Origin of the sequence: Croceicoccus estronivorus (assembly GCF_001625325.1) — a bacterium.
GTDB classification, from domain to species: Bacteria; Pseudomonadota; Alphaproteobacteria; order Sphingomonadales; family Sphingomonadaceae; genus Caenibius; species Caenibius estronivorus.
Window position 1 is genome coordinate 1 of record NZ_JRQQ01000018.1, and the last position, 22,098, is coordinate 22,098.

The 22,098-nt window shown below is 56.1% G+C and carries 17 protein-coding genes; 10 read left to right on the top strand and 7 right to left on the bottom strand.

Going from position 1 to position 22,098, the window contains the following annotated elements:
- The 6 genes from MB02_RS17125 to MB02_RS17150 all read right to left on the bottom strand — a co-directional run.
- A partial coding sequence (locus MB02_RS17125) for a recombinase family protein (RefSeq protein WP_067540786.1) occupies positions 1-1,523 on the bottom strand: 1,523 nt, incomplete at its 3' end.
- A gap of 13 nt (positions 1,524-1,536) precedes the next feature.
- Positions 1,537-1,824 carry a hypothetical protein gene (locus tag MB02_RS17130; RefSeq protein WP_206598608.1) on the bottom strand — a complete coding sequence of 96 codons (288 nt, stop codon included), beginning with the start codon at positions 1,822-1,824 and terminating at the stop codon, positions 1,537-1,539.
- A 267-nt stretch (positions 1,825-2,091) separates the two neighbouring features.
- A complete protein-coding gene (locus MB02_RS17135; RefSeq protein ID WP_170304780.1) occupies positions 2,092-3,615 on the bottom strand; it encodes a type IV secretory system conjugative DNA transfer family protein in 1,524 nt (507 codons plus the stop codon).
- Positions 3,616-3,619: 4 nt separating this feature from the next.
- Positions 3,620-4,393, bottom strand: a complete 774-nt coding sequence (locus MB02_RS17870; RefSeq protein WP_067540795.1) for a hypothetical protein — start codon at positions 4,391-4,393, stop codon at positions 3,620-3,622.
- An 86-nt stretch (positions 4,394-4,479) separates the two neighbouring features.
- Entirely contained in the window at positions 4,480-5,001 is a 522-nt protein-coding gene (locus MB02_RS17145; RefSeq protein ID WP_156495577.1) for a hypothetical protein, read from the bottom strand.
- A gap of 239 nt (positions 5,002-5,240) precedes the next feature.
- Complete coding sequence (locus tag MB02_RS17150) at positions 5,241-5,972, bottom strand: hypothetical protein (protein ID WP_156495578.1); 732 nt, start codon at positions 5,970-5,972, stop codon at positions 5,241-5,243.
- A gap of 317 nt (positions 5,973-6,289) precedes the next feature.
- On the opposite strand from MB02_RS17150, the gene MB02_RS17155 reads away from it, so the two are divergent.
- Positions 6,290-6,667 (top strand): phosphoglycerate kinase, encoded by a 378-nt coding sequence (locus MB02_RS17155; protein ID WP_067540861.1) that lies wholly within the window; start codon positions 6,290-6,292, stop codon positions 6,665-6,667.
- Between the two features lie 54 nt (positions 6,668-6,721).
- Here MB02_RS17155 and MB02_RS17160 read toward each other — a convergent pair whose 3' ends face one another.
- On the bottom strand, positions 6,722-7,861 hold the full coding sequence (locus tag MB02_RS17160) for a hypothetical protein (protein ID WP_067540804.1): 1,140 nt from the start codon (positions 7,859-7,861) through the stop codon (positions 6,722-6,724).
- A gap of 747 nt (positions 7,862-8,608) precedes the next feature.
- Here MB02_RS17160 and MB02_RS17165 point away from each other — a divergent pair.
- From MB02_RS17165 to MB02_RS17205, 9 genes are all read left to right on the top strand, one after another.
- The gene (locus MB02_RS17165; protein WP_067540807.1) at positions 8,609-8,812 is read left to right on the top strand and encodes a helix-turn-helix domain-containing protein; all 204 of its coding nucleotides are present in this window, start codon (positions 8,609-8,611) and stop codon (positions 8,810-8,812) included.
- Positions 8,784-11,648, top strand: coding sequence for an SNF2-related protein (locus tag MB02_RS17170; RefSeq protein WP_067540810.1), 2,865 nt, complete (start codon positions 8,784-8,786; stop codon positions 11,646-11,648). The genes MB02_RS17165 and MB02_RS17170 overlap by 29 nt, the downstream gene beginning before the upstream one ends.
- Positions 11,645-11,830, top strand: a complete 186-nt coding sequence (locus MB02_RS17175) for a hypothetical protein (RefSeq protein WP_067540813.1) — start codon at positions 11,645-11,647, stop codon at positions 11,828-11,830. The genes MB02_RS17170 and MB02_RS17175 overlap by 4 nt, the downstream gene beginning before the upstream one ends.
- The gene (locus tag MB02_RS17180; protein WP_067540816.1) at positions 11,827-14,148 is read left to right on the top strand and encodes an ATP-binding protein; all 2,322 of its coding nucleotides are present in this window, start codon (positions 11,827-11,829) and stop codon (positions 14,146-14,148) included. Before MB02_RS17175 ends, MB02_RS17180 begins: the two co-directional genes overlap by 4 nt.
- A 7-nt stretch (positions 14,149-14,155) precedes the next feature.
- Positions 14,156-15,946: an AIPR family protein gene (locus MB02_RS17185; protein WP_067540819.1), complete on the top strand. Its 1,791-nt coding sequence runs from the start codon at positions 14,156-14,158 to the stop codon at positions 15,944-15,946.
- A complete protein-coding gene (locus MB02_RS17190; RefSeq protein ID WP_067540822.1) occupies positions 15,943-17,706 on the top strand; it encodes a site-specific DNA-methyltransferase in 1,764 nt (587 codons plus the stop codon). Before MB02_RS17185 ends, MB02_RS17190 begins: the two co-directional genes overlap by 4 nt.
- Entirely contained in the window at positions 17,703-20,387 is a 2,685-nt protein-coding gene (locus MB02_RS17195) for a DEAD/DEAH box helicase (protein ID WP_067540825.1), read from the top strand. Before MB02_RS17190 ends, MB02_RS17195 begins: the two co-directional genes overlap by 4 nt.
- Before the next feature lie 212 nt (positions 20,388-20,599).
- The gene (locus tag MB02_RS17200) at positions 20,600-21,517 is read left to right on the top strand and encodes an ArdC family protein (protein WP_067540828.1); all 918 of its coding nucleotides are present in this window, start codon (positions 20,600-20,602) and stop codon (positions 21,515-21,517) included.
- 269 nt (positions 21,518-21,786) lie between these two features.
- Positions 21,787-22,095, top strand: coding sequence for a hypothetical protein (locus MB02_RS17205; RefSeq protein WP_067540831.1), 309 nt, complete (start codon positions 21,787-21,789; stop codon positions 22,093-22,095).
- Positions 22,096-22,098 lie beyond the last annotated feature (3 nt).

Genomic DNA, 22,098 nt, shown 5'->3' on the forward strand with positions numbered 1-22,098 from the left:
GGGCGCACCATTTCCTTTTCGGGGCCAGAAATCGCCCTTAATGCCTTGAATGGCAAGGAAATTTCGGGGGTTTGAAAGCCCTCAAAACGGTCGAATACGATCTTCCCGCCAAACACCAGTTTGAGCATAGCGCGGCGGTCTTCCAACCGACCGCTTTCCCAAAGATTCCAAGGGTTTGCCAGAAATTTGAGAGCGGTTTGAAAAGTTGACTGATAGTCGCGAGCTGGCGTGCCGCATTTTGCGATCTTTTCGGCCAGAATTAGCTTTTGGCGTTCGAGTTCATCGACCTTCTGTTCGTAGGCTCGCACAATCGCTCCGCTATCGGCTTCGACAAGCCGATCCACGACCTGAGCGAGCTTGCGCTCGATCTGCCCAATTTCGACGCGCATCTGAGTGATACGCTCACGGCCAGCATCGGCGCGCTTCTTCCAGAAGTCCTGGAATATCTCATTGACCAGTCGAAAGAGGGACGGTGCAGGCGTAAGAGCCTTCACCATATCGTGCAGCGCATCTTCGATCCGTGCACGAGGAATGGACTTCTTCTCGCCAGTGCAGCCGCGCTGGCGGCACATATAATAGGGATAGAGGGAATTCCGTCCCTTTGACCATGCAGCGGTCATGGGATGGCCGCAATCGGCGCAGCAGACCACGCCCCGCAAAGGAAAGTCCTCATTGAGGTCTTTGCGGGTGATCGCATAGCCCTTGGTCTTGAGGCGCTTCTGGATCAGCTCGAATGTTTCGAGGCTGATAAGCCCCTCATGCTGCCCCTTGCGCAGGCTGACATTCCACTCAGGGAATTCCAGATAGCCTGAGAACAGCGTTTGCGTGAGGAGCTGATTGACGCGCTCGTTCAGCACAACGCCATGCCGACACTTCGGAAATTCAGGCTGCGCCTCAAAGAAGCGCTTCACTTCGGCCTGAGAAGCGAAGCGTCCGCTGGCAAAGCCTTCGAGGCCTTCCTTGATGATCGAGGCCAACGGCTCATCTGGCACCATCAGCTTGCCGCCGCCGGATTGGCGCTGGAAGCGATAGCCCCACGGGGCTTTGAATACCCAATAGCCATTGAGCATGCGCCCGCGCATGCGGTTCTTGGTTTGCTCGCCATTCTTCTGGCGCTGATGCTGCGACACACTCGCCAGCAGGTTTTCGACAAGGACACTGTCTGAGTCCTCGCCAAACTCGATGGACGGGGATTCCAGCGTCGCACCCGCCGAAGCGATTGCGCCGCGCAGTTGCAGGTGAGCTTCAAGGCCGCGCGCAAGGCGGCTGATGTCGTCGATGATGACGACGAGCTCTTTCTTCCTGTTGCTGCGCAGGAATTTGAGCATGGCCTGCATGCCAGGGCGGCCAATGACCGAGCCCGACATATCGTCGCTGAATGTCTGAATGATCTCATAGCCGCGATACTGAGCGAATTCGCGGCAGCGGCTCTCTTGGGATTCGAGCCCGTTTCCATGCGTGACCTGCCTCGCCGAGCTAACTCGGCAATAAATCACGGCTTTCTTGTTTGTCTGTGCGGTCATGGCGCTTGCCCTCTTAGGGTTCTCTTATGTTGCTCGCGCCCTCGTAACCGAGGTCAACTCTTTGTTTTTCAGGAATATCGCCAAGCTTACCACACTCGGCAGAGCTTGGAAAAGCGCCATTTTCCCTAGCTGAGAGAATAAATTGCTCGGATGTTTCGCCGAAAGCCGCATCGACGAAATGCGCCATGATTTGCGCGACGATCCCAATGAGTTCGTCTTTCTCGTGATCGGGAATATCAATATCCGCAACGCATTTGCGGTATCGTTCCATCTGTTCCGGCGTGAGCAGCGACACCCGCATGTCCCCTTCCGCTGCGTGAAGCAGCAGTTGATTCAACCAAGACGCGGGGATTGAGATATGCCGATTGCTGGCTGTCTCTGGGGGAAACACCACGTTTCTCCCGCGCCGACCGCAGCAATCCTCACTATCAAGATTTCAGTTTACCGCAGGAAGTTGGGGAAAAGCAAACTTTTGATAATATTGAACATTAGTGGATTCTCATGTGTATGAGCGGGATAGCCCTCTTGGCCGCCCATATCGAAGTTGAGAATTCGCGAGGTTCGGTGGTCAGAACCCGCCTTGGTGAAGCTGGCGCACATCGCCAATCTGCGCTTTCCACGGATCGACTTCGTAAAATGGCAGGCGGTCGCACACCACCAGTTGCGGCAGGCCCGCAACCTTGATGATTTGCCGCCCAGCACCAATGCCGCGAATATCCTCCGCTTGCAGAACAGGACGGCGGCTCTCGCCGCGATTGATTCCGGCGCTTTCAACCGCACCGCCGCCGATATTCTGACCTCTCGTCACAATGGTGCGGTTGCCCGACCACCGCTCCACGTCGCGCATCATGGACGGGTCTTCGATCCCCGTCATGTTGAGAATCGAGGCCTGATCCTCGATCTCCTTCACCGCGTCCTGCGACCAGCGCCCCTCCATCGAGAAGCGGCCCTGCGCGAAGAACCAGAGTTGAATGCCTTTGCCGCGATAGAGGCGCAGCGCCTTCAGTATCGCGGGCGCAGGCGGAAGCTGCGGGAATTCATCGAGCAGGAAACAGGTCCGCACGCCGCCCCGCTCGCGGGCTATCGCCTCTATGGCGTAATTGACGATCAGGCTGACCCAAGGGGCTGCAACCCCGAGCTTATCTGACGGGGTGATGAGATAGACGGTGCAAGGCTCATGTTTCAGCCGTCCGAAGTCAAAATCATGCGCCGAAGTGGCGCGGTCCAGTGTCTTCCCGACCTCGAACGCGGCAAGGGCTTCGATAGCATCCGACCTGTAGGCCTCGAATTGCTTGGGTGCATCGGCATAGGTTGCGCCCATTGCGGCGGCCTTGCGGGCTATCCCCTCAATGCCGCAACTCGCCATCATCTGAAACTCGCGTTCCAGTTCGTCATTGCCCGCGTTCACGAATTTCCACAAACCGCCGAGCGTGCAATTCGCAGGATCGAAATGCGCGGCATATTCGGCGCGGATCGAGATAAGCCGCACCGAACCCTTACCGACCCAGCCATCCCCTTCACGCGGGTTCATAGGGCGGATGGTCTGGGCGATCTCGTCCGCCTGCGTATCGATCTCGCCACCGTCGCGGACAATATCGATCAGCACCTGCAAGGGGTTTATGCGGGTATTGGGGAGGCCGAGAAGGTTGAACGGATTGAGGTAGATGCAAGGGGAGCCAAGCCCGTCCCCGCGATGCTCGCGGGACGCAAAGCAGTTCTCGCCATCCTTCACGTCCACGACGATCAGGCTGCGGTCACGGACATGGGCGAGATTGGGAAGAACCAGATCTCGCCCTTTGCCCGACCCCGTGCGGGCATAGGTCAGGAGATGACCGTCGCCACCGAAAAACAGCATCCGCCCTTGCTGCGCACCGAGAAACAAGCCGCTGGTCTCAAGAAGACCGGCGGCTTTCAGATCATCAAGGCTGGCAAGCCGCCCATCGCCGAGCTGCCCGGAAGGTGCGGCAATAGTCATCAGATATTGCTGCCACGCGGCCCGCTCGCGGGCTTCCTCTTCGCGCTGCGCCCGATCCATCTCCCGCGTCATCGAGAAGAGACGCGGGAGGAATGCTGCCATCTGTTCGATCCGCATGGGATTATTCGCCTCCCTCGCTTTGCGCATCGCGGCTGATCTCGGGAAGGTCGGGAAAGCGGATCGGTGCCATCCTGTCGATATCGGCCTGAACCGCGCTGGGGGGTGGAAGTCCCGTATCCCAGCCCTCGACCGAGACGGTGACACCATTCTGGACTGCCGAGGTCAGTTCCTGTTGAAGCTGACCGCCCACCTGGTCGGCATAGGCGAGCGCGTCATCGCCGCCGCCGGGTTCGATGACATTGGCAACCCGCCCCCACAGTCGCGCCAGATTGATGACCAGCGCATCGGTTCCCTGCTGCTGGCGGGCGATTTCGGTGCGCTGATGTACATAGTCCTGCTGGAGTTGCGCGGTCGTCTGCGCATAAATTCGGGTGCGATCATAGGCGGCCTGATAATTGGTGAGGATGCCTTGTGCCGCTGCGCGATATTGCTCTTGTTGCTGGGCAACGCTGACCTTGACCTCTTCGGCCCAATCGAGAAACGCGGCCTGCGTTTCCAGATCATGCGCCTTGATCTCTGCCGCATAGCGTCCGCCATAGGAGCCAGTGATGGTCGAAGGGCGATAATCGGGCGGCGCGAACATCTCCGCGCCATAAAGCGCCGCGCCGCACAGGATGATGCCGAAGAACATGCCAGCACCAGCGGAAATCCGCTTCTTCTGTGGTGGCATGACTGTCTGAAACGGCTGGCCTGCCGCTTGCGGCGGGAGGGTTGCCATCCCGCCTTGCTGGGGCGCTTCGCCCCCGTAGTCTATGGAATATTGGGGATTGCTCATGGCAAAAGCTCCTGTCTGGTGGCTCTCACCAGACAGGAGCCGGATTTAGGGTGGCAGCGTGGGGGAAACCCCACGCCACCCATTATTCATGCGATGACCCGCGCCGCGACGTTGGGGTAACGGATCGCCAGCGCCAGATAGAGCAGTTCCAATCGCGGCAGCGTGCGTTTTTGCGGGGCTTGTCTGGGCTGATACACCGCAAATCTCAGGAAGCCGCCAAGCCACGAGTTGCTTGGGTCTTCGTCGGTTCGCAAGATCGTATCGACGCAGATCGCAAGCTGGTCGATCCTGCGCCCATTGGTATCGAGAACAATGCCCTCATACTCCCAGACAATATCGGAGAGCAGATCGGCAAAGCCACGACGGCTGCATGGCAGCAGCGCACGATAGGCTATCGCCAGTCGATATACGGCTGCCTTGGTCAGCAGTTTTGAAGGTGAAGGAAGGCGGACGATCCCCTCAAGGTCGTTATCGTTCGCGGCGAGCGCGTGGAGCGTTTCTGGAGACAGCCAGTCCGTCACGTTCGTCCCTCCCTTTGCCAAGGGCAGGCCACGCAACGCGACCAGTACTTCCACACCCAATGGGCGCAGGAAGGGATATTCCGGCAAGCCGGAAGGTCATTGTCGTTCTGTGCCGGATAAACCCGCCGATCAGCGGTCAACGCTCCGCGCCGAAGGGCGCGTCCATCACGCATAGCCATCGCTTCACTCCCGTATCACCCGCGAAAAGCGGGATTGTGAGACGCTTCACCCGTTGAAGCATCTGAGCGAGGGATGGCCACCTCTCAGAAAGAGGTTATGCGTGATTCGAGATTGCTCGTCAACACTGCTTGTGCGCGAGCGATGTTTTAATCTTCGGGGGTACGGCGATAGAGTGCCCCAGCAGCACGCGGAACTTCATCGCGGTGGAACCATTCGCGCTGGACGAACTCATCATTCAGTTCCCAATAATTTCGAGCCGCGATGACTGTCGGCATCTCATTGTGCCGAAGCCAGTTTTGAAGGGCTGTGTAGGCAGGCCTGTCGTTTTGCCTCAAGACCTGCTTCGTGAAATGACCGCTAGCGATCCACTCTGACCACACAAGGTATAGGAATGGAATAATCTTGTCTGTGCGGGGGCGATATTTGATAGTTGGGATTTCTGGCTTGCTTAACTCGTGAGCACGATGGAAGTGAGATTTTAACAGGCTCTCGATTGCATCAGGAAGATTTTGGTCAAGCGAGGTGCCGTCGATAGCCTCTTTCGCTACTGACTTCATCAATTCTATAAATCTGTCCTCAAAATCCTTCAATCTTTGGAATTGTAATATTTTTATTAAAGTTTCGCTATAAAATTTTGATGTGAGAACATCATTTTCGGGCCATGCTGCGTCCCCACCGTCGAACTCCTTGCGGACTTCTTCCATCCGCGCCTTGTGACGGCGTGCTTCATCTGGGTCGTCAAGGCCCGGTATCAAGTCTTGAAGGCGGACACTCTGCTTGCGTCGGCGTTGCGCATCCAACGATGCGGCGTCTCGCTCTTTCGCAACGTCAGCCAGCGTAACAATTTTGCGACTGGCACTTGTCGATTTCTTGCCCACGTTTACGTCCTTAAAAACACCCCTCGACTTCATACAGTGTTTTCTGTGTCGTCGCAATCTGTGGTTCCTTTGCCTTGGCAGGATGCCCAGACTCCCATGCTCCGAATGGATCGTCCTTTTTCACGACCTCTGAAATCGGCGGCTGAATTCACGTCACCCTTTGCCCCCGTCCGCTTCGTTAAGGCGGGCAAGCCCCGGCCCGCACCACTGCACTGACGTGCCCCGTGTTGGGGCGTTGCCCGCACGAAGAACGGCGTGGGCCGCAGGTCTCCATCAGCCGCCCGAAGGTCGGGCGGTGCAATGAAAAGGAGACCATTATGGGACTTGATATGTATGCCTACACCGCGCCAGCGAACCTCTTTGATCGGGATGTTGATTTCGACATCGACATCTTCCCCGATGAAGCCCGCCTCCATTATTGGCGCAAACACCCGGACCTGCATGGCTGGATGGAAGAACTCTACTACGCCAAAGGAGGCAGCAGCGAAAACTTCAACTGTGTTCCCGTTGCCCTCACGTCCAGCGATCTTGACGAACTGGAACTTGCGATCAGACGCAACGCACTGCCGATCACCCAAGGCTTCTTCTTCGGAAAATCCGACGGCAGCGAGGCCGAGGATGATCTCGCCTTCGTCGAGAAGGCACGCAAAGCCATCGCGGACGGGCTGGACGTCTTCTATACGAGCTGGTGGTAACAAAAATGCGGGGCGCTGTCCCCAGCGCCCCGCATCACCGTCGCCTCACTCCGTTCAGGCTTTTCGTGGTCTCCCAACCCGACGTGGCGGGCTTGGAGCGGCAGGCGGCATTGGCTGACTACCTCCGCCGCCCGACCCTTTGTGCGTGACCATCACGAAGCCGAGCAGGATTCCGCCAAGCGGGATCAGCTCGATACACGCGCCAATCGCAATCGCCGCGATGGTCGCTTCGGGATAGAGCGCGAGATAGGCCATGTTCGACACGACAGGCATGGTCGGGATCGGCTCTTCCTTCAGGGCTGCGATATCATCCAGCCCTTCGGTCAATTCCTCCGCCATACCATCGAAATTATGCGTGATCGCAGCGGCGGCGGACGGCGGCAATCCTGCCGCGAGCCAGTCCTTGCGCATCGCGTCCGCGACCGCCTGCATCGCCTCGACAGGGAGCGCGTCGTTCACTTCCCGCGTCAGCCGCGTGAAGTTCTCGCTGTTCTTGCGCACGGCAACGAGCTTTTCGTGGCGCTCCATGTCGCTGTCGATGACGCGCCGGGTATCGATCAGCAGGCGGTCGATCCTGAAGAACAGCCGTTCCAGCTTTGCACGGCTGGCGAAAATCGCGGCCCGCGCATTGGCGCAGCCTTCGCTGATATTGGTGAGAGCCGTCGCGACTTGGCCCACGTTGCCGCCTTCGCCGCTATAGACGCCCGTCCCGACCTCCTGCACGCTCATATTGCCAGCCGAACTCTCGCAATCGTTCATCACCGACGAACGGTTGATGAGCGACGCGGCAGCGCGCTGGCGCGCCTGCGTTGCTTGCGCTTGGGCGGTCAGGCTCGCTTCCATGTGTGCGACTTCGCCCGAAGCCGAGGCGAGAACGGAAGAAGACGCGATCCCGAGCATGACCGCGACCGCGAGATAGGCCGCGACGAAAATCCCCATCACCTGATTGCGCTTTGCTCGCGGCAGCGTCGGGATGTGCGTGAGGGCGATGTAGGAGCCGTATGAAAGCCCCGCCGCAATCGCGACCGCCGACATGACCGTTTCCAGCCATGTCAGCAGGGTCATCTCGCCCGTCGGGGCCACGAGGTCTGATATCCAGACTCCCGTGAAGATGCCCGAAAGCACATGGAACAGGATGTTGAGGATCAGGATTTTCCCCACCATCGCGACAGTCAGTTCATTGGTCTTCGGCATGGCGCCCTCCTTCTGGGGAGGGCTTTGCGGGTTATTTGCATATGAGTTGGGGGGAAGAGCGGCTGATAGTTGCCGCATTGCGTCACAATACGGTTACAGCGTCATGGCAGGACGGATACGGTAATTCCATGCCGATACGTTTCGATATGGCGAGTTTCGGTATATAGGGGTGTGGAGGGTCGAGCGTCCCCAAGGCTGGTTTTGAGCCAGTTTTATGCGTTAGCACGTTCCGCAAGGTGTGCCTTTGTATTACAAAACGAAAAATTTTGATTTTTGTTTTGTCAAAGGCAGACCTTGGCAAGGGCGGCCCGCTGCGCGCCTCCCGTTGCATCCCTCCCGGCTATATGGCGCTTCTTCACAACCTTTTTCAGCCGGACATTGGGTCAGCCAGGCCAGGTGCGTTTCAGCGCCATCGGGGAGACTTCGGCTCTCCCCGCCAGGCATACGAGCGTATGCCTTCCCCCATCGACAAGGGGCGTGCCTGACCCCTTTGAACCCAGCCGCGTGCCACGCGAGGGCGCGGGAGCATTTCATAGCTCCCCTCGACCCCATCGACCATTTCATCGAGACCAACCGTTCGCCGATTGGATGCCGCCACAGGATCGCCCGTGGAAGCGACCAAAGGGGCTAACGCCACCCCTCTGGACACCGACGGCAAACGCCATTCACTCGTGGATAGCTCACTATATTTTCTCGGATTTTCTCCAATTTTCGCTATAGTGGTGACCTCGTTTGCGGAGAGGCGCGATGCCAACCGACATTCTCACGATGCGCGAGGTAGCCGAGTTTCTCAAAATCAACGAGAAAACGGCCTACAAGCTCGCGGCGGCTGGGAAACTCCCAGGGTTCAAAGTCGGAGGGTCATGGCGCTTCAAGCGAACCGACGTAGAGAACTGGATCGACACCAAAGTGAGAGAGGGGCATGGGGGCAGCACAGATTGCGACGACTGAGTATCATGCAAAGCTTTTCGCGCATGAGCTAAGTCGTCGCCATTCCACAGCAGACTCCGAAAAGCTCGCGAGCACGCTGCTTGACGCGCAAGTTGACCTCAATCCGCATCAGGTTGAGGCGGCTCTGTTCGCCTTCAAATCACCACTCTCCAAAGGAGCCATTCTTGCTGACGAAGTTGGCCTTGGGAAGACCATTGAAGCGGGTCTCGTGCTTGCCCAAAAATGGACGGAAGGGAAACGCCGCATTCTGGCGATTACTCCTGCAAACCTTCGCAAGCAGTGGTCGCAGGAGATCGAAGAAAAATTCTTCCTTCCGACAGGCATTCTCGAAGCACGGAACTACAACCGACTGAAGAAGGAGGGCGTACGTCGCCCGTTCGAGCAGTCCCATATCGTGATTTGTTCGTATCAGTTTGCTGCTCGTCACGCAGAAGAGCTGATGACAATTCCTTGGGATTTGGTCGTCATCGACGAAGCGCATCGGCTGCGAAACGTTTACAGACCGGATAACCGAATTGGCCGTACACTCAAAGCTGCACTCGCGAATGTGCCGAAGGTTTTGCTAACGGCAACGCCGCTCCAAAACTCGCTAATGGAATTGTATGGCCTGGTTAGCCTGATCGACGATTATGCATTCGGGGACGCCAAAAGCTTTCGCTCCCAATATGCGCGTTTGACCGATGGCCAGTTTGATGAGCTGAAAGAGCGACTCCGCCCCATATGCCACCGCACTTTGCGCCGTCAGGTTCTCGAATACATTCGGTACACCAACCGAATTCCGATTACTCAAGAGTTTGTGCCAACAGAGGCAGAGCAATCCCTCTACGACATGGTGTCAGGCTATCTGCAACGGCCATCATTGCAGGCATTACCATCCAGTCAGCGCACGCTGATGACCCTCATCATGCGCAAGCTCCTCGCTTCATCGACATTCGCTATCGCTGGCGCACTCGACACTCTAGCACGCAAGCTTGAGCGGCAGCTTCGCGACGACACCTCATTACGCCAGAAATTTGAAGCGGAAATCGCGGATGACTTCGAGGAATATGACGAGATTGTCGATGAATGGACGGAAGATGATGAGGAGCAGGAGCTTCTCACAGCAGATGACATCGCCGCCATCGAAGCCGAGATCGACGACCTCCGAGCCTTTCGTGACCTAGCAGTTTCCGTCACGGAAAATGCAAAAGGGCAAGCCCTGCTCAGCGCACTCAAGACGGGCTTTGGCAAGGCAACCGAACTTGGTGGATCACGCAAGGCAATCATCTTCACAGAATCTCGCCGGACGCAGGAATATCTAGTCCGCCTGCTCACCGAGAATGGCCTTGGCGACGAACTCGTTTTGTTCAACGGCTCCAACGCAGATGCGCAGTCCAAGGAAATCTACTCGGCATGGGTTGAGCGACACGAAGGAACAGACCGTGTCACTGGATCACGCACAGCCGATATGCGTGCGGCGCTTGTAGATTATTTCCGCGAAACGGCATCGATCATGATCGCAACCGAAGCGGCGGCAGAGGGCATCAACCTCCAATTCTGTTCCATGGTGGTCAACTATGACCTCCCATGGAATCCCCAGCGGATTGAGCAGCGCATTGGACGCTGTCATCGGTATGGCCAACGCTTTGACGTCGTCGTGGTGAACTTTCTCAACAAAAACAACGCCGCCGACCAACGGGTTTATCAGCTCCTCGCCGAGAAATTTAAGCTCTTCGATGGCGTCTTTGGCGCGTCAGATGAGGTTCTTGGAGCCATCGAATCCGGCGTGGAATTCGAGAAGCGCATTGTGTCGATTTACCAGAATTGTCGCACGACCGAGGATATCGAAACGCAGTTCGAGCGGCTGCGTGCCGACATGGATGAGAACATCAATGTCACCATGGAAGACACGCGCCGCAAGCTCCTCGAAAACTTTGACGCCGAGGTTCACGACCGACTCAAGATGAACATGGATCGCAGTCGAGAGTACATAGACCGTTATGCGCGTATGCTCTGGTATGTCACCAAACACGAACTGGCGAACCTTGCCAAATTCGACGACGATTATCTCAGCTTTCACCTGAATTCGGTGCCCTCAGGCACCATGGCGCCTCCTGGGCAGTACTTCATGACAAAGCAGGGCTTGGATGGCCACCGCTATCGCCTTGGCCATCCCTTGGCGCAACGCATTTTGGATGATGCAGCGTCGCGTGAATTGGAAGGCGCGAGCTTCGAGTTTGATTACGGAGCATGGGCGCAGAAGTCGGTTGCGCTGGAGCCTTTTGTTGGATCGCGCGGGACACTCGCAGCACATAAAATGTCCATTCGCGGCTCCGACGACCAAGATCATATCATCCTAACAGCCATCACCGATGATGGACGCAGGATCGATGGCAAAGCCGCACTCCGGCTATTCGATCTTCCAGCGAAGAAACTCAGCGAGGCGTCATTTGCGCTGCCGACGGCAGTGACCGAAGCAGTAGATGTCGAGCAACGAGCCATCGTCGATGCTCTCGCAGTTCGGCAGGCCAAGTGGTTCGATGAGGAACTGGATAAACTAGAAGGTTGGGCGGACGATATGAAATCGGCGCTCGAATTCGACATTAAGGAGCTTGATCGTACGATAAAGGAGGCACGTCGCACTTCCGCTTTGGCGTCAACGCTTGAGGAAAAGCTCTCTTTCCAGAAGCGCATCAAGGAACTTGAATCTCAACGCAACAACAAGCGTAAGTCACTGTTCGATGCACAAGATGAGATCGACGAACGCAAATCGACACTGATCGGGGATGTCGAGAGTCGTCTCCAGCAGAACATCGAAATGTCTCAAATTTTTGCAATTCGCTGGAGTCTCGTATGACCGATGCAAAATCTCCTTCGGATGTCTTGGCTGGAAAGGTAGTCGACCGACTTATCTGCGCAGGGCTTCTCCGGAGTGAGAAGCGTGATGCCCTTGTTTCCAAGATTGCATCAGGAACATTGAAGAGTGAAGATTGGCGGCTTGAAATCGAGCTGAGCGCGGCAAAAGGAGAGGCTTCATGACCTCACCCGCCCCCCTCAAATCGCTGACACTGACATCATTTCGCGGCTCAGCCAAAACATTCAAACTCACGTTCGAGAAGAGCAAGAAGCTCACGCTAATCTACGGCGAAAACGGCACCGGTAAGACCACGATTTGCGATGCATTTGAATTTCTCGCTTCTGAGCGTATCGGCTCCCTCGAAAACCGAGGCATGGGCAAGGGGCTGGAAAAATACTGGCCGACGGCAGGCAAGACCGCAGCCGACTTGTCTGTAGTTCTCGAAACGGCAGCCGCCAATTGCACTGGCACGATTGCCGACAAGAAGGTCTCCGTCTCTCCAATAAGCGCGCGCCCTCGCATTGAGATATTGCGCCACCAACAGATTTTGAATCTGATCCAGGCGCAAGCCGCTGAGCGCTATGCTGAGATCAAGCGCTTCATCGATATTGAAGCCTTTGAACGCTCCGAAGATTCGCTCCGACAGCTCAGCAAATCACTGGTTTCGGAGCAAAAGGAGGCGAAGACAGCCGAAGCAGAAAACCTCGCTGCGTTACAAGGCTTCTACGAGGCAGCCAATAGCCCCGCAGGCCTAAATGCCGACACATGGGCGAAGCAGAAGCTTGCGCAGCCGACGACAGGGCTGGAAGCCGACATCGCGGCAATATCCAAACTTCGTTCAAGCTATGAAGCGTTGCGCCCATATCCAGCGAATCTAAAATCCAAACACGAGGCAGTCGTCTCCGCAAAGGCAAAAGCCGACGCGGCGGATCAATCCCAGCTCGCCGCCATAAGTGCGGCAGGAGACGGGGCTGGCGACACTCTCGCGCTCCTGTCTGTTGGCGACGCTTACCTGACACAGCATTCCGATACCGAAGTGTGTCCTCTTTGTGAAAGCGGCGAAAATGCCGCTGGCCTTCATGCGGCAATCAAATCGCGGTTGGAGCAACTCGAGACTTTGCGCCTTGCAACGGCTGAATGGCGCAAACAGCATGCCGCCCTACAAGATGCAGAGAAGGCACTGAAACTTACTGCCGACGATCTCGCTAAGGCTGTAGGCACCTTCGGCGCGGCGCAGACTGGGCATAGCTGGAGTCCGCAGGTTTCACTTTTGCCAATCGCACCGCCAAGTGATGCCGATGCGTTGACTGCATGGCTTGATGCTAACGATGAAACCGCAGCAACGTGGGCTACGACCGAAGCGGGCTGGCGCGACGAAAGCAAGTTTCTCACCCAACTGAAGGCCGCGTCTGATCGCTATGATGTCAACTCTGCAAAGGTCGTCGAGCTTTCGGCTCTAATTCCGAAGGTTAATGATGCGCTGAGCCAGTGCACCGACGAGCGACAGATATTCACCGATACCATTGTTTCCGAAATCGCGCAGGAAGTTGGCAAGCTCTACGAGTTGGTTCACCCTGGCGAGGGGTTGGACACTATTGCCCTCGAGCTTGATCCCAAGAGGCGCGCCTCCATCATGCTAAAAGCCGACTTCTCCGGCTTCGATGTGCCACCGCAAGCATATTTCAGCCAATCGCATCTCGATACGCTAGGTCTATGCGTATTCCTCGCACTAGCCGCGCGCGATCGTCCCGAGGAAACAGTCCTGATCCTTGATGACGTGCTGGGCAGCGTGGACGAGCCGCATGTCGAGCGTGTCATCGGCATGATCTATGAGGTCAGCAAGAATTTCCGACATACCATCGTGACAACGCACTACCGTCCATGGCGGGAGAAATACCGCTGGGGATGGCTCAAGCCTGGACAGGCCTGCCAGTTCGTCGAGCTGACAGGCTGGGCAATCGATGACGGCATCCGTCTGATTAGTTCGCTACCCGAGATCGACCGTCTCAAAAACCTGCTCGCTGAATCGCCGGTCGATCCGCAGGCGATTTGCAGTAAGGCTGGTGTGATCCTTGAAGCTGTGCTGGATTATCTCACACAGAAATATGAATGCCGAGTTCCGCGTCGTCAGGGCGCTGCCTATACACTTGGTGACTTGCTTCCCGCTATCGACAATAAGCTTCGCGACGCTCTCAAAGTTGAATTGCGCGATGGCCTGACAGACGCAAGCGCACCGTCACATGAGATAATCTTGCTCAAACCGATGCTGGACGAACTCACCCGCATTGCACAGGCACGGAATGCGTTTGGTGCCCACTTCAAGGCCATCTCGTTTGAACTCTTGGATACCGATGCGATTGGCTTCGCAAAGCAAGTCGTACAACTCGTTGATGCTCTGACCCATCCAGAACACGGTTGGCCGAGTAGCGATAAATCCGGCAGCTATTGGCGGAATAATGGCGATTCACGTCGCCTGCATCCCCTGAAGCGGCCGAGCTAGGAAAGCCATGGAAACCGCTCAGCTTACTCTTCTCAAAAACCACCTCTCCGAGGTCTATGCGGGAAACTTACCTCCCTTGCTTCTGCCATCTCCCGATGCAGCGCAAAACGACCAGAAGAATCTTGCCCGTTCCTTAAGCGCATTTTTCGTCCACCACCACTGCGGTGCAAGCATCGCCGATGCCTGCGCATCGGTGGTTGATGATTTCGGCGATCTCGGCATCGACGCGATCTACTACCAAACTGACCTCAAGACTCTTTTCCTGATTCAGAGCAAGCTGAAGAAGTCAGACGAGTTTTCTCAAGAGGAAGCCAACAATTTTTGCCAAGGCATCCGCAAACTGGTTGCCATGGACTATTCCGGCTTCAATCAGAACGTAATTGACCGCCAGACTGAAATCGACAACGCCCTCGACGAATGTGAGCATATTCAACTTGTTGTCGCCCACACAGGCCAGGCATTAGGACAATATCCAAAGCAAGCGCTCGCTGACACTACCTCTGACCCCGCTCATGGCGAAGATCGCTTTGCCCCTGATGTCATTGACTTTGCTGGAGCCGACATCACCGCCACCCTGCGTTCGGTAAATGCCCACGAGCGGATAGATTGCAGGCTCACTCTCACAGACTGGTCGAAGCTCACAGGCACGCGCACCGCGTATATCGGCATGGCCAAGCTCAGCGAGCTGGCCAATCTCCACCTGCAATATGGACGGGCTTTATACGCACGGAATATCCGCTCTTCGCTAAGCCATAAGACTGACGTGAACCGCGCAATTGATGCAAGTCTTCAAACCAATCCGGCAGATTTCGAGTTCTTCAACAATGGCGTGACGGCGCTGTGCAGCAGTGTGCAGGGTCGGGGCGGCAATCGGGCGTCAAAGAGCTTCAAGATCGAGAAGCTATCCATTGTAAATGGCGCGCAGACTGTTGCCACGGCGGCGCGGCGAATGTCGGCGGCAGATGCGTCCAGCATTGCGAACGCGCGCGTGCTAATCACGGTGATCGCAGCCGACACCGAAAATGCGTTCGGACAATCTGTCACCCGAGCACGCAACCATCAGAACGACGTTGGCAAGGCCGATTTCATCGCCTTGGACGGTGAACAAGAACGTCTCCGCAGCGAGCTTGCATTGCTGGGCTATCGCTACGCCTACCAGGCCGAAGCTCTCGACCCCGCAGATCGAACGATTATTCGTGCGGAAGAGGCGGCCTTCGCCTTGGCGATGCTGCCGCCCGATCCCCGCTTGCCGGTCATGGCAAAGCGCAATGCGGCGAGCCTCCAAAAAGTTGGTCACTACCCGTATTCAGATATCTTCACTCCAGCATTGACCGCATTCGCGGTTCGCAATGCTGTTCTCGCATTCCGCTATCTAGCAACACGAATGAGCGAGGAGGTGGCTGGAGCTACCACCGAAATGGAACGCCTGACCTACAGGCATGGCGCATATGCAGTTGCCTTTGTGATGATGAAGCGAATGAGGGACGCCATTGCGGGCGTACCCCCCTTGGATTCGCAAAAGATTGCTGCGGCAGTCGGTGCTGAATTAGACACTCTCCGTCAGCAGCTATGGTCTGAGACCCAGCCCTTGACGGCGACCAGAAATCCCCGCAACCTGTTTAAGACTCAGGCCGATGTCAGTGCCATCATCCGCTCGATGATGACTGCGCATTACGGCCTTCAAAACAATCCGGCGCTGCCCCCTTTGCTCGCATTGCCCATAGGTAATGACGCTTATCCGCTGCGCCTGTTTGGATTCCTTGCAACTCAAGCCCCGCAAATTGGTGATCTCGCATGAAAAAACGGCAGAAACTCGAACTGAATTGGGTGGGCAAGGATAACCGGCCTCGGCTGGAACCCCGTATTCTGATCGAAGACCCGTCGAAGACCTACCACGCCGCGACGCGCGTAACTGACGCCGACGTCTTCGATAACATGTTGATCCACGGCGATAATCTGTTGGCGCTTAAGGCGTTAGAAGGTGATTTCACTGGCAAAGTAAAATGCATATACATTGACCCCCCTTACAACACCGGAAGCGCCTTCGAGCACTATGATGATGGACTAGAGCATAGCATCTGGCTCGGATTGATGAGGGATCGCATAGAATTATTGCGGAATCTGCTTGCCGATGATGGATTGATGTTTGTTCAGATCGACGACAACGAGATGGCATATCTAACCGTCATGATGGACGAAATATTCGGACGAAATAATAGAATAAATGTAATTGCAGTAAAGATGAGCGAAGCTTCCGGCGTGAAGATGTCGCACGTCGACAAAAAGCTCCCCAAGCTTAAAGAATATATTCTAGTTTACAGGAAAGAGATTACGCCGAAGCTCGAAATGGAAGGCGTGCCTGCTGGGGCATGGAATGACGAATACAAAACCCTACTTACAGATATATCAAGAGAAGATATCGATTCGATAAAAGACATTTGCTCTAGAGAGTCGAACGATCAAAGTTCAATCGCACATTGCAATTCCCTATTGGAACATGCCGCCACTCAAACTCTCTCCAGTTATTTTCGTGAGCATGGGATCAAGGCATCTGATCAAGAAGCTTTCAAATTCGACAATGCTTGGCGCATCATTCAGGCGGTTGGTTCTTCAAGCGTTTTAGCGATGGCGAAGGCGCAGCCAAAAAGAGCGCAAGAAATTGCCGCTGGTCTATCGGCGCGTGGATTAGTCTATCTGTATAAGACTGACTTCGATGATTCCGCAAAACAGCCGCGAATCCAGGTCATTTTTGCAGATCAAAATTTGTTACGAAATCCTGGAGACTTCTGGACTGACATCAAGACAACTGGGGGCGTGGGTCAAGAAGGGGGCGTGCTCTTCCCCAACGGCAAGAAGCCTGAGGCCTTGGTCAAGCGTGTCATCCAAATGTGCACTAAGCCAGGCGATCTAGTGCTCGACTCATTCGCTGGGTCGGGAACGACGGGGGCAGTTGCACATAAGCTGGGGCGCCGTTGGATAATGGTAGAACTTGGCGAACATTGCACGTCCCACATCGTACCTCGTTTGCGGAAAGTTATTGATGGTGATGACCTCGGCGGAATATCTAAGTCAGTAGCTTGGAGGGGCGGCGGCGGATTTCGTTACTATGAACTCGCGCCTTCCTTGCTTGCGAAGGACAAATGGGGGCGTGAGGTCATTTCAAGTGAGTACAACGCCGATATGCTCGCGCAGGCTGTTTGTAAGCTTGAAGGCTTCACCTACGAGCCCAGCTCCGAAATATATTGGCAGCAAGGTCGTTCGTCGGAGTCTGACTTCATTTACGTGACAACTCAGACACTCAGCGCCGAGGAGCTTGCGACACTCAGCGGCGAGGTAGGTGATAAGCGGACACTTATGATCTTATGCTCGGCTTGGCGCGGAAACGCCGATCAGTGGCCTAACCTCACGCTTCGCAAGATTCCGAACCACATACGCGCCAAGTGTGAATGGGGGCATGATGACTACAGCCTCAATGTTGTGAATCTGCCAATGGCCGAGGAAGAGTTGGTCGCGTTGCCAGATCAAAAAGGTCTGTTTGACGATGGAGGTGCAGCATGAGCAATCTCCGACACGTCAATGCTATTGCCGCACGTTTGAGCCTTCGCCCGCCGCAGCGCCGAAGCCTGGAAATTCTTGACCGCGTGTCCGAGATCGTGCCGCCGTCAAAGGCGGCGGATCTCGATGCAGCGCTAGAGGTGATCCATAGTGAATTCCCCACAGTCAGTGATTTCGAGAGGGACTTCCCTTCGCTCTGTTTTGCACTCGCAACCGGCGTCGGCAAAACCCGCCTGATGGGCGCGTTCATAACCTATCTGAAGATCGCGCACGGCATTGAAAATTTCTTCGTGCTCGCGCCGAATCTCACCATCTACAACAAGCTGATCGATGACTTTACGCCCAACACGCCAAAGTACGTGTTCAAGGGCATCGCCGAGTTCGCAATATCGCCGCCCGTGCTAACGACCGGCGAGACCTATGAGCGTCAGATTGCATCGGGTGGTCAACTTTTCCCGACGACGATCAACATTTTCAACATTGCCAAAATCTCATCGGAAGTGCGTGGCGGGCGCTCGCCCCGTATCCGTTCCTTCCGCGAGGAAATCGGCGAGAGCTATTTCGACTATCTCGCTAACTTACCAGACCTCGTCTTGTTGATGGACGAATCCCATCGCTATCGGGCGACAGCGGGGATGCGCGCGATCAATGAGTTGAAGCCTGTCCTCGGTCTGGAGCTGACTGCAACCCCTTTCACCGAAGGCACGCGCGGCCCCGTCGCGTTCGAGAATGTCATCTTCGACTATCCTCTCGCCCGCGCGATGGAGGATGGCTTTGTCAAGGAACCTGCGGTTGTCACGCGCAAGGATTTCAATCCTGCTGGCAAGTCCCCCAAAGCCATCGAGGAAATGAAGCTCAATGACGGCATCCGCCTCCACGAAAGTGTGAAGGTCGAGCTGGAAACCTACGCCCGCGAGAATAGTGTAAGTATCGTCAAGCCGTTCGTGCTCGTGATCGCTCGGGACACGACGCACGCAGCCGAACTGATGGCGTTCGTTCAGTCTGACGAATTCTACAACGCTCGGTATGCTGGAAAGGTGATCCAGGTCGATTCCAGCGTGAAGGAAGAAGAGACTGTCGAGAAGCTATTGACCGTTGAGCACAATGACAATCCGGTCGAGATTGTCATTCATGTCAACATGTTGAAAGAAGGTTGGGACGTTACCAACCTCTACACGATCATCCCACTTCGCGCCGCAAACGCTCGCACACTGATCGAGCAAAGCATCGGGCGTGGCCTGCGGTTGCCCTATGGGAAGCGAACGGGCGTGACCGCAGTGGATCGCTTGAACATCGTTGCCCATGATCGTTTTCAGGAGATCGTAGATGAGGCGAACAACCCGAATTCGCCCATCCGCCTCAAGCAGTTGATCCTTGAAGAATCTGACTTGCAGCAGAAGACAAGGACAGTCGTCGCATCGCCGTCAATCCTGACAGGACTCGGGTTGCAGACCCCGCAAACGGGCAGCGGCGCGTCCGCGTCGAGTGCACCGACTCCCCCGCCAGCTTTCACTGATCCTGCCGAAGTGCGCGTCGCGCAACTTGCCTACGAGGCATTCCGCAAGCTGTCTCGTCAGCCAGAAAAAGTGCCGAGCACTACCTTTCTCGCGCGTCCTGAAATTCAGGAAAAAGTGCTCAAGGAAGTTCGCAGCCAGTATCAGCCACCCCAGCTTGAGCTTGAGGGGATGGCCAAGCCCGAGCCTGATATCGCAGCGGTCATCGCCGCGACCGCACAACTGATAGTCGAACGTACCATCGACATCCCGCGCATCACCGTCATGCCTAAGGGCGAGGTAAAGGCAGGCTTCAAGCCATTCCAGCTCGATCTTTCTGGTATGAGGTATCCGGCTCCCAGCGAAGAGCTTTGGCTAAAGCACCTGCGTACCGAACAGGTCGATATCGTCGGTCTGACGCAAGGAAACCTGCTGGAAAGCCGCCTGGAAGACTATGTCGTTAGCGGACTGATCGACTTTCCCGATATCGCCTACGACGATCACGCAGACTTGTTGTACGATCTTGGCGAACAGGTCGTAAATCATCTTCGCACCTACCTATCAGACGATGAAGCCGGACAGGTGCTTGCATTGCACCAACGCGAAATCGCGCGCGCAGTTCACGCCCAGATGCAAGATCACTTCTGGAAGGATGACTCCGTCGAGTATCACCATGAAGTGCGTCAAGGGTTCACCGATCTCAAGGAGACGGCATACACCGCACTGAACGAACCACCGCTCGATTACCGTGTCCCACCCGCCGACAAGAGCAATATGGCTCGCTATCTCTTCGGAGGTTTTGCCAAATGCCTGTCCGACGTGACCAAATTCCATTCGGACAGCGAACGTCGCCTTGCCGTCATTCTTGAGCGGGAAGCTCTGAAATGGCTGCGTCCTGCCAAGGGGCAGTTCCAGATGTATTATCGCAGCGGCTCAGACCATCTTGAATATCAGCCTGACTTCGTAGCCGAAACGAACGACACGATCTTGATGCTGGAGCCGAAGATGGCCACACAGATGTCGGATAAGGACGTGCTGTCGAAAGCGGACGTCGCAGTGCAATGGTGCGCTTGGGCGACCGAGCACGCCAGAACCTATGGCGGCAAGCCATGGAGGTATGTCTTGATCCCGCATGATGCGATCACAGATAACATGACGCTGGACTTCCTCGTCAAGCAGTACGGGAAGTGAAGAGCTAAGCCGCTTCTCTCTCTGCGCTAACCCCTGAGATTCAGCCGCGAACATGGCTGAGGCCGACGGCCCGTCAACGGCCTGCCCGATCCATTCGCCTGCATTGCATTTCGGCTCCCGTGTTGTCCGTTTCGCCTAACGGCTGACGAGCCGTCTCATGACCCCAGCCTGGTCCCTTCGCGTCCTCAGGAACAGCGAAAGGAGATCAGGACATGACTACTTCATCACATGAACGTACCGACGTTTACACCGCCATCACCGACCAGATTATCGCCGCCATTGAAGCAGGTGCCGACAATCCGCAAATGCCCTGGCATTCGCAAAGCGGCCTGATTGAGCGCCCGATCAACGTTTCGAGCGGCAAGGCCTATCGCGGCGTCAACACTGTCGCCCTCTGGGCTTCCGCCTACTGCGCCGAATACACGCACGGCCTCTGGGGAACTTATCGCCAGTGGCAGGATCGTGGCGCACAAGTCCGCAAGGGTGAGAAATCATCCCTCATCATCTTCTACAAAGATATCGAGCCTGACGATCAGGCTGACGGATCATCCGAAGATGGATTCCAGCGTCGTTTCATTGCCCGCGCATCGCGTGTCTTCAACGTCGCGCAAGTCGATGGATATGTCATCGACGAGCCTGACACGAGTGTTGATCCTATCTCGCCCTGCGAGCGTGCCGAGCAAGTGATTGCTGCATCGGGTGCTGTTATCCGCGAGGGCGGATCGAGCGCCTATTACAGCATCAAGGAAGATGCGATCACGATGCCCGACCGTTTCCGTTTCACGGGCACGGCTACGAGCGATGCGTCCGAGGGCTGGTATTCAACCCTGCTGCACGAGCTGACCCACTGGTCGGGAGCAGATCATCGTCTGGCGCGCACTTTCGGCGAACGCTTTGGCGACGATGCCTATGCGATGGAAGAGATGGTTGCCGAGTTGGGTGCTGCCTTCCTGTGTGGCGATCTTGGGATCACGGTCGAACCCCGTACCGATCATGCCGACTATATCGGACACTGGCTGCGCATTTTGAAAGGCGACCGCAAGGCGATCTTCACGGCGGCCAGTGCTGCGAACAAGGCTGCCGAGTACCTCCTGAGCCTGACCTCGAATGACATCAGGGAGGCGGCCTGAGGGCCGCCTTTCAATTATCCGATACCGTTTCATGGGAGGGGCCGCTTGTCGGCCCATATTCGAAGTCTGCTCCCCGCTCGGGTGCGCCCGATCACATTGACGGGAAAGTTGGCAGGGCAGGAACACCGTCAACGGCTTGCCCGATCCATTCGCTAACGCTCCCGTGTTGGCCGTTTCCCCGTGGCAAGCACGGGTGACGCTGCCCCTTTGAACCCTGCCGTCCTGGTCTTCCCGTCGAACGGACGAACCCGAACAAAAGGCGAGCAGACATGAACACCGACTACGCAATCATTCACAAAAACTGGAACGGCATCGAAATCGAAATCCGCTGGAGCCGCGACTACCTCGCCTATGAGGATGGCCGAGGGATGGCGCATCTGGAGGTGGAAAGCATTTCACCTGCACGCGCACCGCTCCCGATCACCGAAACTGGCTATCGCTCCCACTTCATCCACCCGTCAGAGGTGGACAATTTCGGTGGACCTGAAAGCTATGTCGAGGCTTGGATCGAGGAACTTTCACGCAACGCTGCATGGCGAAAATCCGAAGCAGCGTCCCGCCAGCTCGCGCTCTTTTGAGCG